This is a genomic window from Halalkalibacter alkaliphilus, assembly GCF_023555415.1.
Classification (GTDB): Bacteria; Bacillota; Bacilli; order Bacillales; family Bacillaceae_D; genus Halalkalibacter; species Halalkalibacter alkaliphilus.
Genome location: NZ_JAKRYL010000012.1, coordinates 39,544 through 52,837, shown reverse-complemented (window position 1 = coordinate 52,837; position 13,294 = coordinate 39,544). Strand labels below are relative to the sequence as shown.

Genomic DNA, 13,294 nt, shown 5'->3' with positions numbered 1-13,294 from the left:
CCACCCTTTTAACAAATTCTTGCTACTTTCATATTCTCCTAAATGTTACGAAACCCTTTCCAATCTTTACATTTATGTAAAATTAGATGAAGATAAGAAAGAGAACAATAGAATCAGTTATGGTGGTGATCGTATTTATGCCTACAAAAAACTACGTATTAGCCTTAGACATAGGAACAACGAGCGCAAAAGCTGTTTTATTTCAAAAAAGCGGAATTGTTGTAGCTGAACATGAAAACGCATACCCAGTGCAACATCCACACCCAGCTTGGGTAGAACAAGATCCTCATGAAATTGAACAAGCGGCGATTGCAGCCATTTCTACTGCTATTTTGAAAAGTGGGATTGATCAACATGACATAAGCTGTGTCGGCATCTCTAGCGCCATGCATTCTTTAATATGTATGAATGAGCAACACGAAGCCATTTCCCCATCGATTACATGGGCAGACGGGCGCAGTGTCGACCAAGCAAACCACTTGAAAGAGTTTGCAGGCAAAGACATTTATTTAAAAACCGGTACACCGATTCACCCTATGTCTCCTTTACCTAAATTAATCTGGATGAAGGAGACTGGCTATCAACCTTACTTACAAGCTGCAAAATTCGTATCAATTAAGGAATATTTATTAGTGAGATGGTTTGGTACATACAAAGTTGATTATGCGGTTGCCTCAGCAAGCGGACTTTTTAACATTCATACGTTTGACTGGGAGACTTCTGCTTTATCAGCAGCGGGCATTACACGTGACCAGTTGTCAGAACCTGTCCCGTCTACAACAGTATGCCAAGGACTCTCCTCACAGTTGGCCGAACGGCTTTCTCTCCCACAAGACATCCCATTTGTGATCGGATCAAGTGATGGTCCCCTCGCCAACCTTGGGATCGGCGCGATTAACCCTGGCGATGTCGCGATTACAATTGGAACAAGCGGAGCAATCAGACAAATGTCTGCAAAGCCTGAGACCGATGAATTACAAGAAATTTTTTGTTATGGAGTCACAGAAGATTTATGGATTATGGGAGGCCCAACGAATAATGGGGGTATCGTCTTTCAGTGGATGAAAGACGTGTTAGGCGAAACAGAGGTTGAGCGTTCACTGGCCTCTGGAAGCGGGAGTGCGTATGACCTGTTGACTAATTTAGCAGCAGACGTTCAGCCTGGAGCAGACGGTTTATTGTTTTTGCCATTTCTAAACGGTGAACGTGCTCCTTACTGGGATGCCGATGCTCGTGGAAGTTTTATCGGATTAACCCTTGCCCACCGAAAACAACACATGATTCGTGCCGGATTAGAGGGGGTTATTTTTAGTATGTATAGCATTGGCGAAGCACTGGAGCGCCTAGCTGGAAAGCCTTCTAATCTATTTGCAAGCGGCGGGTTCGCTAGGTCTTCATTATGGCTGCAAATTGTTGCAGATATATTCGGACGCGAGGTCCACGTTCCCGTCAGCCACCAAAGTTCGGCTTGGGGCGCTGCTTGGTTTGGCCTCTATGCACTCGGGGACGTTCCTTCACTCGCTGCAATTAAGGAAGATATTCCGATGAAGGAGAGCTACATTCCAAACAACGTAAATCATGAGCTCTATTTACAGTTGTACAAAACATATAGTGAGTTATATTTTTCGCTAAAGCCGCATTTCCATTCGCTTTCTGCGTTGCAGAGAGGGTTGGGTAGGTGAGTTTAAGTAGTTCCGTTTTCGTGGAGAAACACTGCAAATAGCATCCGAATTTGCACACCTTATATTGTTGATATATCAACGTTTTATAGAAATTTGAATCATAATAACATAGAAAATAGCACCTCGATTGACATCTTGACAATGGCTATTATCATCGTGTAAAAGAGGGGGCTATTTTACTAGTTTTTTGATATGTGATTTAATCTGTTTCGAGTAAAAATTAAGGATTTATATGTTTATGTGTGAAAGTTCAATTCTCCAACTAACGATGGAGGATTGTTCAATTTTAAAATAGGGGTATATCAACTTTAATATGAGGTATGGAGAGAGCCAATAAGCGGAAATTTTTCTGTTAAACTGCAGACTAGAGACGTTCGTGGGTATATAAGCGGAGGTTTTCCGATTAAGCAAAGAAAAATTATCCATTTTTACGTTTTTCGAGTAAATAGTCGGAATCTTTCCGTCTATTCAAACAATTTTCAGTGCTATTTCCTAATTAAGAGAAATTCCTCCGCTTATTTATATCTAATTCCCCTCTCTTATAACAAACTCCTCCCCACAAAAAAGAGTAAAAAAGTCCTTTTTAGCAGATTGAGGAAGCAGCAATGGCTCCACACGTTGCAACGGTTCCGCTCATTGCATAAAGGCCATTGAAAAAGGTCAAAACCGTACCTTTTTCAGTGGCCTCACAAAAAAAGAACTCTGCGCCTAAGCAGAGCTCTCTCTAAAAAACTATTCTAACCCCAAATGCCCTCTTATCTCACTTCTTACACGAGCCAGCTCATCATCTGGTACTTGCAAATAATAAATTCCATTAATCGTTGCGTTATTCCCTTTGATCTCCATTTGCTCGATGTTGTGACGAGCATCGCGGTAATTGGCTTGAAGTTTCCACATTTCGTCTAGTGTCATATCAGTACGTACCGACTCACCGACTGCTCCTAAAATACCGCCAGCTTTTGTAACTGTGCCAATGTTAGCAGCTTCTTGGATTACAGCATCAACAATTTCACGTTGGCGATCGTTTCGACCGAAATCACCACGTGGATCCTCTTTTCTCATACGCGAATACGCAAGTGCTTCTTCACCGTTTAAGAATAATTGACCCTCTGCGAATGTGTGCCCCCCATAATTAAACGCAAATGGGTTATCGACTTCCACCCCGCCTAGAGCATCAACAACACCCTTGAAGCCTTCCATATTAATACTTATATAATGATCGATTGGAATATCTAAAAAATTCGCTACTGTATCAGCTGTCATTTGGACACCGCCAAATGCATATGCATGATTAATTTTATCGAGTTGTCCGCGTCCGATAATTTCCGTACGTGTATCACGCGGAATGCTTAACATTTTAATTGATTGATCATTCGGATTGACCGTCATCACGATAATCGTATCGGAACGTCCAGCATGGGTATCGCCTCTTGAGTCGACACCAGCTATTAGAAATGAAAGTGGTTCTCGGCTCTCTAGATCAACAACTCGAGAGGGCGAAAATGGTTCGTGCATTTCCTGAACAGTGTCCGTTACAGATTTGTATAAATAAAAGAAATAAGCAACAACCGACAAAAATACAACACCAACAATTAACCCAAGTGATATGAAAACCTTTTTCTTTTTCATTTCTTGCCTCATCTCTATAAATTCTTGAACCTGTTGAAATTAATATAGATTCTTAGATATTATAGTGAATCCGACCTAAGCTAGCAATAACTATTTTCTTCCTTATCCCCATTCATTCGACTTTCTCTTGCTGAATCTGTCGGTAAAAACTGCCCTCCCTGTGACATCGTTCGTCTTACTTCCCAAATGATGATTGCTATAGTCTTACTATAGATAAAAACTAGCGCTTTTTGACTAGTAGAAAGGTGGAGTCAATTTACTATGAGAAAAATTATGTACTACGCTATCATCCTAACAAGCATCATTATTATCTTTCTTGGTTATTTTCATTATGAAGATAAGCTAGCAACCATTGCTGCTGATGCCGAGGATATTGAACTTGAGCTTCCTTCTGAGCCTTTTCAAGAAGAAGAGGTGGAATCACAGTATGAGCTAGGTGGTCTGCTTGAAGAAGTGGCAAAGCAAAATGAAGAGGAAGAGGAATTTCTTCTGATGGTTATCGGCTCTTCCGCTGTTTCTAGTACAGAAGAAGATTCTTCCATGCCACAATTATTACTCCCACAATTCAAGACGCTCTTGCCTACTCAGAATGTAGCTCTAACTGTTATAGATGTACAAGAGGCTACTTCAAGTGAAGTGCTAGCTAATAATTACATAGAGAAAGTAATAAAAAATAACCCTGACCTTTTAGTCATAGAACCATTCCTATTAAATGATTACGATCAATTGTCAATTGAGGATTCCCTTGAAAATCTAGAAACGGTAATGAGTGAATTGACGGAGGAGCTATCTGACACATTAATAGTCTTATCTCCCCCACACCCACTTGAAGACGATAAATACTTGAGATTCACAGATAAAATGAAAGCCTTCGCTATCGAACAAAAGTATTTATATGCAGATCACTGGGAAGCATGGCCTGCAAAAGCAAATGAATTGCCAAAGGAAAAATGGCATAGTATTTGGACTGATTATTTAATGGATTTTTTTGTGAATTAGAGGTCTATAGACATTAAACTGTAAAATACTGTTAGTGGGTGTTGCGCTAGCTAACTGCTTTTTGGGTCGATTAACAAATGGAACTTTTTGTAAATAAAAAGGCTATCGCCATCAAAATGTAAAAACCTGTTAGCGGATGTTGTACTAGCTAACAGGATTTCTTTTTTTGAAAACTTATTCATTAAAGTCCCAGAGGATTTTCCACTCATTCGTTTCTAGGTCTTGGGTAACATAGACATCTTGTTCGAGGCGGTAGTTTCCATTGTCTTGGTCTCTGATTTCTTTTGTTACGGTAACTTTGTAGGCTGTTTCGAACGGTTCTGAGCTTTCAGACATGCTCCAGTCTTTTACTTTTTTTGGTTTGCTAAGAGAATACGGAAAGCCCTATACTCCGACAAACTTCCATCTATTTTCAATGTAGCGACCTCTTGAATTTCTTTCTAGCATCTTTGAATGGAACAGATCGTATGCTGCCGAAAATTGGGCTTCTTGCTCATATGTATAAAATGCGTCGACGACTTTCTTTGCTTTTTGTGGCTCTGATGGTATGAGGAAGAAGAAGATCAGTGCTATGAGTAATGCTGCCGGGATGATGAGGATCATTTTATTTGGTCCTCTTTTATACAACGGCGATCCCTCCTTTTTTTCGGGTGATGGTGTATTAGTTCATCGTATTCGTAGGTGTCCCATTTTATTAATTAGGATTTTGGTTATGGGGATTTCGTGTATAATTGATTCGGGTGATATTATGAATAGTAAAAAGTTATGGTGGACGGTTGCGATCTTGTGGTGTATTGGAATTGCAATTGCCACACGCATGCCCGTGTTTACTGGGGATTCAACGGAGGAAATGCTAAAGAATCCATTTTTTGATTCAGCTATTGTCAATTATATTGCTAGAAAAGGAGTCCATTTAGCTGCATTTGGGTTGTTGGCATTGTTTTTTTGGTTAGCTTTACGTGGTGTGCGTTATCGTTATGTATGGGCTTGGGCACTTGCCACGTTGTACGGTGCAATTGATGAGTGGCATCAGTCTTTTATCCCGGAAAGATCAGGATTGGTTTCAGATGTCGTGATTGATTCGGTAGGGGCGTTTTTGGTGTTGTTGGTTGTTTATTTCTTTTCTCAAAGGAAAATTCATATGCAAAAAAATAAGTGATTCTATCGTAATGATAGAGTCACTTTTTGATGATTTTATAGAGATAGATTTTGCTGAACGATTTCCACCATCTGAAATGCATTTTCCTTTATAATATAGGTAAGCGAGAGACTGCTAATCATATAAAAAGAGGTTATGTTTATGGAAAAACAGAATACCTTTATTACTGGATTAGTTTGGGGAACATCTTTAAGTATACCTTTATGGTTGTCGTTCATCGGCTGGGTTAAATGGTTTTATTTGTTTTTTTCATAATTAGAAAGAGAAAATTAATTTAGTTGAAAGTTTATTTTCTTTTTACTGAATTTTCAGAATTAAGGAGTGGATGATCATATGCCTTTAATCAGATTGAAGACAATTTGGACACCCTTAGCCTTATTGGGGATAAAATTTTTAAAAGATGATGAGAATAATAAGTATATAAAGATATTTAATGGTGAACTAAAGAAAATTGGAAGTTAGATAACTTCATCTCGTTTGAGACGCTGTTTAAATATACAGCGTCTTTTTTGATTTAAGTAGTTGCAAGTAGTTGGGGTCAAGTAGTTGGGGTCAGGCCCCTCTTTACTATGATAAAGTAAAAATACCTGCTTTCCTACTTTCGGATGATTAAGTAGATGATCACGCCGACAACAGGAAAGAAGAGGGTCGCAACTAGCCAAAGCAGGCTATATTCCTTGCTGTTACCTTGCCTTAATGAGTCTCGATAACACCAAATACTTGTGATAATGTTTAAGATAAGACCACCAGATACGAGTAAGAATAAGACCAAAAGGACGATGGAAATTTCCATTTTGCGTGCTCCTTTCTGCTATGAGGGGTCAGACCCCTCTTTAGTTCTGTGACGTGGTGCATAAGTAACGCAGGGTCTGACCCCTGAAGGAGGAAATGATGAACTATATTGATATGATACGGTCTATTGCTGGGAGTAGACCATTAATTTTAACAGCGTGCGCGGTTTTTATTCTTGATGAACAAGGGCGTGTATTGTTACAACATCGTACGGATACGGATAATTGGGGTGTCCCTGGTGGGTTTATGGAGATGGGTGAATCGGTTGAGGAGGCTGCTCGTCGGGAAATTCTTGAGGAAACTGGGTTAACCGTTGGTAAGATGAGTCTATATACGGTGTTTTCAGGTGAAGAATTTTATTTTAAGTACCCTAACGGGGATGAAGTGTACAATGTCATAGTTACGTTTATGTCTAAGGATGTGTCTGGTAAGCTGCAGGCGGATCATGAAGGAAAGGACCTGCGCTATTTTCCTTTGGATGCCCTGCCTGAGGAGATGATTCCGACAAGTCGGCGGATGTTAGAGCAGTTGAGGAAAGACCCATCTTTACCACGTTAAGTGCGTAAGGATGGGTCTTTTTGTATATCATTCAGATTCATTCAGGTATTTCCAGATGTGTTCGCGTGTTTCTTCCGTCGTTACGCCGTTGATGAGGGAGCCTTCTGAATCAGCCATTGGCATGACGCTGTAGACGTCATCTTCTAGTACAACGAGTGTTGGTTCGATGTCAGGGGTATGGATGTTAATCGTTGAGTCCTCCCCTTTTGTTGTTTTTGTGACTTCGATCGTAGCTAGGCCGCCTATGTCTGTGTACTCGAAATTTTGTCCGGAAAAGAAATTTCCTAAGGAATAGAATACATACGTTTCATGTCCGTCTTCTTGTTCGAGCAGATCAATTGGCTGCAGAACATGCGGGTGATGGCCGAAAACGATATCGACTCCTGCCTCTGATAAGAGCTGAGCTAGCTCTCTTTGCTTTTGGTTCGGCTCGTGAATGTACTCGTCTCCCCAGTGCATATGTACGATGAGGATATCCACTTTTTCGCGCAGAGCTTTTACATCTTTTTCGATACGGTCTGGGTCAATGAGGGCGACGATGTCTTCGTGTCCTTCTGGAATCGGAATGCCATTTGTGCCGTATGTGTAGGCTAGTACCCCAAGGGTGATGTCTTCAATTGTGACGATACGTTCGGTTTCACGATCTGCTGTATCACGGTAGACCCCCACATAATCCATGCCTACTTCATCAAAGAAGTCTAAGGCACTTTCAACCGCCCTTACACCGCGGTCAATCGTGTGGTTATTGGCCCCTATTGCCATATCAACACCCAATGACTGCAGATCTGTGACAATTTCATGTGGGCTATTGAACGATGGATAGGTTGATAAGCCAATCTCAACGCCACCAGGGATAGATTCAAAGTTTGCCATTAAGAAGTCTGGTTCCTGTAGAAGCGGCCCCACTTTTTCAAGCATTGGCATAAAGTCATAGCCATCTTCGGTTTCTGCCGGGACGTACACTCGCTCATGCAGGAGGACATCCCCTACTGCACCGATCGTGATCGTCGTTTCCTCTTCTTTTGGCTCAGGTGGAGCTTCTTGACGAATGATTTCTGCATCGATTTCTGTTTCGGTTTGCTCGACAGTAAGTTCTTCTGGCTGTGAGCAGGCTGTGATGATTAGGAAAATTAGTGCTGCGTAGATTGTTTTTAGTTTCATCGTTACACTCCAGTAGAATAATAGTTTCATAGATTACCGGCCTGAATGTAGGCATTTTTTCTAGTGTAACATAGGCGGATTTGTAATTGGTTGAGAATTCTAATAAATGTTAATAGGATGTGCAGTTTAATGCACTACTGTGGTAAAGAGGGGTCTGACCCTAAAGTATATTGATGACTGTTCATGTGGATACTATTACCGTCTAATTTTTGTAAAGTTCACCTTTGCAGTTATTAATTTTCTTAGGAGGTTATGATGAAGTTACCTGGTTATAGAAGTGGAACAGGTTGGAAGAAACGACTTGCAACATTAGTATACGGGATTCTTTTGATCGTGGTTATCTTGTTTGTGATGGATCCTTTTACTCAAGAAGCGATGGATCTTAATCAACCTACTGCTCAAGTTGCAAACGATTCACCTGTTCATAAGCTTGAAGTACAAGGACAAAATGAGTTGTCAGAGCAGTATGTGTTTGAATTTACGAGAAATATTCACTTTACGAATATGACTTTACCTAGTATACGTGAACGGTTAACGACACTTAAGAGTAACGCGGGCCAAATTGCTAGTATTCGTGAAGCGAATGATGAAGTCTTCCAAATGATAGGTCAATTTGGAGAAATGGAAAATGTACCAAGACAATACGAACGTGTTCATGCGGTGTATGTACGAGGTGCTCGAGATGTCGAGCAGTTTCATGCGATGGTAGCTGAGGCGTTGGATTTCATGGAAGCAGGCGACCAGAGCCGTGCACGCATTGCAATCGAAGAGGCGATTCCTTTTATTGAAAGTGCTGAAGCTTATTTCCGTGAGGCTAGTAGAGAAATGGACGGGCTAGGTCCTTCTGCATAACTTTAAAGCAGGAAAGGGGTAAAGAGGGGTCTGACCCCTCTTTACCCCTTTAAGAGGCCACTGAAAAAGGTCAAAACGGTACCTTTTTCAGTGGCTGTGACTACCTGCTTCGGGGTCTGACCCCTAGCAGGTACAACGCTGGTACAATGACTAGTGTGAGCAGTGTTGAGAAGATGAGTCCTGAGACGATGGCGATACCGAGCGGCTTAAATAGCGTGCTATTGCCAAGTGCAATAGGCATGAGACCAGCGATCGATGTCATCGTTGTTAGGACGATTGGACGGAAACGTTGCCGAGCAGCTAGGATAACTGCCTCTTTGGGGTCTGACCCCTCTCGCCTTCTTTGCTCGATAAATTCGATGAGGACAATGCCGTTTCGGACGACAATGCCGGCAAGACTAACTGCTCCCATCATTGACATGAAGCCGAGTCCGGTTTGGGTGATAAATAGCCCTAGCAACGCACCCGCAACGGCCAAGTATACAGTACTCATGATTAGAACAGGAATCGTCAATGAATAAAACTGAATCGCAATGACGATTAAGATCAAGAATACGACAACGATGAAGATTTTGCCGATATCGATAAAGACGTCTGTTCTTGCTGAGGTTTCACCGCCAATGACGAGCGAGTACCCAGCCTCCTCTGCTACCACTTCTTCCAATGACGTACGCGTATCAGCTATAATCTCATCGGTGCTGCGCTCTCCTCCTGGGTAAGCACGTACTGTAATTGTTCGAACCGTGTTTTGATGAGGAATGCTTGGTGCTGTTGTTGTCTCACGAGCGGATACTAACTCAGCAACAGCTACCGTACCTCCACGTACCGAAGGAAGTGCAAGCTCCTCAAGCACCTCTTCTGAGCCAAGAACACCTGTATCAAAGATCATCCGCATATCAAGCAGCTCGTCAGGCGTTTGCAGCTGCCCGATCGGGATTCCTTCGCCTACTAAACGCAGTGTTTGAGCAAGATCGTTGCTTGATAATCCGTGAGACTCCAATTCGTCACGCTCTGGGACAAATTGAATGGCTGTAAGAGGAATGCCTACGTCATCGTTAACAGTTGTTACTCCTTCTGTTGACGCTAAGATTTCTTTTACCTCTGTCGCCATTTCGCCTAAGCGCTCCATCGATTCCCCTCTTATTTGAATGGCAATAGGTGCACCAACCGGCGGTCCTGATTCAATCATGGAGGCAGTAAATGTTTTATTAGGAAACATCTCAGGTAGCTTTTCATTCCAAATGTCTACAGTATCACGTGTTGTTATTTTCTCCTTGTTTATAAAAACAAAGAAATTTGCGGTGTGATCACCTGCGACTCCTCCCCCGCCAGGACCGAATAAACGCGGGACATTCGTTCCAATATAGGATGTTACTGACTCAACATAGTCTATATTTTCAAGCCACTCTTCGACGTCAGCAGCTTGCCGATCTGTTTCTTGGAGTGACGTACCCTCTGGCAGCTTCATCTCAACGAAAACTTCTTCACGATCTGTGTCTGGGAAAAACTCCAATGGAATAAAAGGAATTAATCCATACGCAGCTGTTCCGATTAAGAAGCCTGTGATCACCGTTAAAAGCGGACGTCTTGTAATTCGGCTGACAATTTTTTCACTATAAAATTGTGAAGAACGATCAAATGTCTTACCGAGAAATCCAGCTGATTTCCGCTCTTGCTGGTGCTCTTTTTTGCTTTCTTTTATAGACCGAAACGTCGGAATTAAAAAGAGAGCGACAAATGTTGAAGCGATCATCGTTGCAATGAGAACAACAGGAAGCGGCCTAATAAAGGCTCCTGCTTCGCCTGGGAGTAAAAGCAAGGGCAAAAAGGTAAAAACAACTGTCAATGTTGATGTAATAACAGATACAGCGACCTCTTTTGTCCCGTTAATTGCTGCATCGATCGGCTTATCTCCTACCTGCAAGCGGCGTTCGATATTTTCGTTTACGACAATCCCGTCATCTACCAATATCCCAAGAGCAATAATAATCGCAATTAGTGAAATGAGGTTCAAATCTATTCCCACAAACGGGTAAACAATCGCTCCAAGGCTGAGCGAAACAGGGATTGCCAGGGCCACACTGAGCGCTGTTGATACATTTAACCCGAGAGAACAAACAAGGAGAACCGAAACAACAGCAATCGCAAAGGAGATTGCCAAGTCCTTAAATAATTCTTCCACTAAGTCAGCTTGAGAATAGAGAAGATTCATCTCGACTCCGCTTGGCAGGTCCTGCTCCATTTCTTTTACAAATTGATTGAGCTCGGACTGGGCTTTCGTTACACTTGCACCTTCTTTTAAGTAAAACGTAAGCGAAATAGCTTCTTCGCCATTAAAATAAACTTTTTCTGTTGGTGCTTGAAATCCTTCATTAATGGAAGCAACGTCACCAAGTCTAATGACTCCGTCTTCTTGAGAATATCCAATCGCCAGTGTTTCAAGGTCAGTCAAGGAGTCATATGTAGCGAGCTCGACTCGGTAGTTGTACTCATCCGTTCTCCATTCACCAGGAGGCAGTGTACTTAGTTCACCGTTAATAGCACCAATGAGTTGGTTCGTAGTTATGCCTGTGTCCTGCATCGCTTCATAATCAATTTCTACTAAAACTTCCTTCTCGAGTGCCCCTTGAGCACTAATGGAAACGATGTCCTCAAGCTGAACCAAGCGTTTGCTCCACCGATTAATTAGCTCGTTCACTGCAGTCAGATTTGTTTCTTCGTTAAACGTCAGCTGATATGTGGCAAGACCTTGAATACTAAGATTACTGTTCAGATTCGGTGTATGAACGTCATCCGGGAATTCGCTTGCTGCATTCGTTACTTGCTGTCTCACTTCATTCCACATGCGATCCGCATCGGCCCCACCGTCAAGCTCAATAGTGATAAGTGAGATGTTTGGGTGAGAGGTGGAAGTGAGCGAGGAAATCTCCTGTATTGGCTCAAGGGCTTCCTCGATCAGGTTGGTGACATTCTGCTCAACTAGTTCAGCTGACGCACCAGGGTATACTGTCGTTATTTGTGCGACCGCCGGACTAATTTCCGGTATTTCGCGCTGCGGCAGCTGTAAAAAGCTTAGCACCCCCACTAACATAAACATGACAAAAAAGAGAATCGTAATTTTCCTCTTACGAATGAGCCACGAAATCATCATCTGTTCCCCCAGTCTGCTCAAATACATTATACAAACATTATACAACAGTTAAACTCATTTGTGTAACTTATGTGAGGGGTCAGAGAGGCCACTGAAAAAGGTACGGTTTTGACCTTTTTCAATGGCCTTTAAGCAATGAGCGGAACCGTTGCTTTGTCTTAAAGCCTGCTATGAGTGGTTTTCTCATAGCAGGCGCGCAACGTGTAGAACCATTGCTGCTTCCTCGAATCCGCTAAAAAGGACTTTTTCAGTGCCCTCTTACATTTATACAGAGGGGTCTGACCCCAACAAGCAGGAATTTGTCAACAAACGTCGAATATATACTCAATCTTTTTGCAAAGGAGGTGATTTACGTGCCTCGGAAAACTCGTTCTTGGAACCCCGGTGATTGTTTCCATATCACTTCCCGAGGGAACCGAAAGTCTAATATCTTCTTAGACATTGGCGATTATCAAATGTACCTTGCCATGCTAGAGGAAACACAACAGAAACACCCCTTTTTTCTCCACTCTTACTGTCTTATGACCAATCATGTCCATCTGTTATTAGAAACGATTGAAACGCCTCCCAAAGTTTTCATGAAACATATTAATTCTCGCTACGCCATGTACTTCAATCGAAAATACAATCTAACTGGCCATCTTTTTGAAGGTCGCTATAATGCAGTACCTGTCCTTGGTGCCATCCCGCTTCTAAATATGAGCCGCTATATCCACTTAAACCCTGTAAGAGCATATATGGTTTCTCTCCCCGAAGAATATCCTTGGAGTTCCTACCTTTCATTTGTATCAAACAAACCGAGAAAAAATGTCACGACCAAAACAATTCTTCAATACTTCCAAGAGTCCCCAAGAGAAAATTACCGTAACTATGTTATGCTCGAACACATCCGCTGGCTGCAAGCAAAGGATAGTTAATCATGAGTCGGGGTCAGACCCCTCGGAACTTCTTCACCGCGTTACAGCACCGCCCTGGGGTCTGACCCCAAAGAAAAAACCTACCGCCCGTAAGCGATAGGTTCCTATATCAGTAATTAGTTAGCTTCTTCTTCGTCTTCTTCCTCGTCAGCGAATTCGTCGCCTTCTTCTTCATCTAACTCGATGTCGATTTCTTCTTCAGTGTCAAACTCTTCATCGTCTAACGCAGGATCTTCTTCTACAGGCTCATCCATTGCTGGATCTTCTACTGCAGGTTCTTCAACAGCTGGATCATCTAACATTGGCTCTTCTTCTGCAGGTGCTCCACAAGCTCCAAGTAAACCTACTGTTAATGCAGCTGCCGCTGTGGTCATTAAAATTTTCTTCATAATAA

General features: G+C 42.1%; 13 protein-coding genes. 6 read left to right on the top strand and 7 right to left on the bottom strand.

All coding sequences use genetic code 11. The features are described 5' to 3' along the window. Nucleotides 1-137 precede the first annotated feature (137 nt). Nucleotides 138-1,682 carry a gluconokinase gene (locus tag MF646_RS12585; RefSeq protein ID WP_250096855.1) on the top strand — a complete coding sequence of 515 codons (1,545 nt, stop codon included), beginning with the start codon at nucleotides 138-140 and terminating at the stop codon, nucleotides 1,680-1,682. A gap of 732 nt (nucleotides 1,683-2,414) precedes the next feature. On the opposite strand, the gene MF646_RS12580 is transcribed toward MF646_RS12585, so the two are convergent. Continuing rightward, the gene (locus MF646_RS12580) at nucleotides 2,415-3,311 is read right to left on the bottom strand and encodes an LCP family glycopolymer transferase (RefSeq protein WP_250096854.1); all 897 of its coding nucleotides are present in this window, start codon (nucleotides 3,309-3,311) and stop codon (nucleotides 2,415-2,417) included. 261 nt (nucleotides 3,312-3,572) lie between these two features. On the opposite strand from MF646_RS12580, the gene MF646_RS12575 reads away from it, so the two are divergent. Then, nucleotides 3,573-4,310, top strand: a complete 738-nt coding sequence (locus MF646_RS12575; RefSeq protein ID WP_250096853.1) for a hypothetical protein — start codon at nucleotides 3,573-3,575, stop codon at nucleotides 4,308-4,310. A gap of 174 nt (nucleotides 4,311-4,484) precedes the next feature. On the opposite strand, the gene MF646_RS12570 is transcribed toward MF646_RS12575, so the two are convergent. Both MF646_RS12570 and MF646_RS12565 read right to left on the bottom strand, forming a co-directional pair. Beyond that, nucleotides 4,485-4,646, bottom strand: coding sequence for a hypothetical protein (locus MF646_RS12570; RefSeq protein ID WP_250096852.1), 162 nt, complete (start codon nucleotides 4,644-4,646; stop codon nucleotides 4,485-4,487). Nucleotides 4,647-4,694: 48 nt separating this feature from the next. Continuing rightward, complete coding sequence (locus MF646_RS12565; protein WP_250096851.1) at nucleotides 4,695-4,937, bottom strand: hypothetical protein; 243 nt, start codon at nucleotides 4,935-4,937, stop codon at nucleotides 4,695-4,697. A 121-nt stretch (nucleotides 4,938-5,058) separates the two neighbouring features. Here MF646_RS12565 and MF646_RS12560 point away from each other — a divergent pair, with 121 nt between their 5' ends. Next, a complete protein-coding gene (locus MF646_RS12560; protein ID WP_250096850.1) occupies nucleotides 5,059-5,469 on the top strand; it encodes a VanZ family protein in 411 nt (136 codons plus the stop codon). Nucleotides 5,470-6,064: 595 nt separating this feature from the next. Here the strand turns inward: MF646_RS12560 and MF646_RS12555 are convergent. Further along, nucleotides 6,065-6,262: a PLDc N-terminal domain-containing protein gene (locus tag MF646_RS12555; RefSeq protein WP_250096849.1), complete on the bottom strand. Its 198-nt coding sequence runs from the start codon at nucleotides 6,260-6,262 to the stop codon at nucleotides 6,065-6,067. A 98-nt stretch (nucleotides 6,263-6,360) separates the two neighbouring features. Here MF646_RS12555 and MF646_RS12550 point away from each other — a divergent pair, with 98 nt between their 5' ends. Further along, nucleotides 6,361-6,819, top strand: coding sequence for an NUDIX hydrolase (locus MF646_RS12550; RefSeq protein ID WP_250096848.1), 459 nt, complete (start codon nucleotides 6,361-6,363; stop codon nucleotides 6,817-6,819). 27 nt (nucleotides 6,820-6,846) lie between these two features. On the opposite strand, the gene MF646_RS12545 is transcribed toward MF646_RS12550, so the two are convergent. Beyond that, nucleotides 6,847-7,980, bottom strand: a complete 1,134-nt coding sequence (locus MF646_RS12545) for a CapA family protein (protein ID WP_250096847.1) — start codon at nucleotides 7,978-7,980, stop codon at nucleotides 6,847-6,849. A gap of 255 nt (nucleotides 7,981-8,235) precedes the next feature. On the opposite strand from MF646_RS12545, the gene MF646_RS12540 reads away from it, so the two are divergent. Then, nucleotides 8,236-8,832, top strand: coding sequence for a hypothetical protein (locus MF646_RS12540; protein WP_250096846.1), 597 nt, complete (start codon nucleotides 8,236-8,238; stop codon nucleotides 8,830-8,832). A 100-nt stretch (nucleotides 8,833-8,932) separates the two neighbouring features. Here the strand turns inward: MF646_RS12540 and MF646_RS12535 are convergent, their stop codons facing one another. Beyond that, nucleotides 8,933-11,983, bottom strand: a complete 3,051-nt coding sequence (locus MF646_RS12535; protein WP_250096845.1) for an efflux RND transporter permease subunit — start codon at nucleotides 11,981-11,983, stop codon at nucleotides 8,933-8,935. Between the two features lie 353 nt (nucleotides 11,984-12,336). Between MF646_RS12535 and MF646_RS12530 the strand changes: the two genes are divergently transcribed. Next, the gene (locus MF646_RS12530; protein ID WP_250096844.1) at nucleotides 12,337-12,900 is read left to right on the top strand and encodes a transposase; all 564 of its coding nucleotides are present in this window, start codon (nucleotides 12,337-12,339) and stop codon (nucleotides 12,898-12,900) included. 116 nt (nucleotides 12,901-13,016) lie between these two features. Here the strand turns inward: MF646_RS12530 and MF646_RS12525 are convergent, their stop codons facing one another. Further along, nucleotides 13,017-13,289, bottom strand: a complete 273-nt coding sequence (locus tag MF646_RS12525; RefSeq protein WP_250096843.1) for a hypothetical protein — start codon at nucleotides 13,287-13,289, stop codon at nucleotides 13,017-13,019. Between the last annotated feature and the right edge of the window lie 5 nt (nucleotides 13,290-13,294).

Coding starts and splice junctions, on each gene's coding strand:
- MF646_RS12585 (WP_250096855.1), top strand. CDS start 138: ATGCCTACAAAAAACTACGTATTAGCCTTAGACATAGGAACAACGAGC.
- MF646_RS12575 (WP_250096853.1), top strand. CDS start 3,573: ATGAGAAAAATTATGTACTACGCTATCATCCTAACAAGCATCATTATT.
- MF646_RS12555 (WP_250096849.1), bottom strand. CDS start 6,262: ATGGAAATTTCCATCGTCCTTTTGGTCTTATTCTTACTCGTATCTGGT.
- MF646_RS12525 (WP_250096843.1), bottom strand. CDS start 13,289: ATGAAGAAAATTTTAATGACCACAGCGGCAGCTGCATTAACAGTAGGT.
- MF646_RS12540 (WP_250096846.1), top strand. CDS start 8,236: ATGAAGTTACCTGGTTATAGAAGTGGAACAGGTTGGAAGAAACGACTT.
- MF646_RS12535 (WP_250096845.1), bottom strand. CDS start 11,983: ATGATGATTTCGTGGCTCATTCGTAAGAGGAAAATTACGATTCTCTTT.
- MF646_RS12570 (WP_250096852.1), bottom strand. CDS start 4,646: ATGTCTGAAAGCTCAGAACCGTTCGAAACAGCCTACAAAGTTACCGTA.
- MF646_RS12545 (WP_250096847.1), bottom strand. CDS start 7,980: ATGAAACTAAAAACAATCTACGCAGCACTAATTTTCCTAATCATCACA.
- MF646_RS12560 (WP_250096850.1), top strand. CDS start 5,059: ATGAATAGTAAAAAGTTATGGTGGACGGTTGCGATCTTGTGGTGTATT.
- MF646_RS12580 (WP_250096854.1), bottom strand. CDS start 3,311: ATGAAAAAGAAAAAGGTTTTCATATCACTTGGGTTAATTGTTGGTGTT.
- MF646_RS12550 (WP_250096848.1), top strand. CDS start 6,361: ATGAACTATATTGATATGATACGGTCTATTGCTGGGAGTAGACCATTA.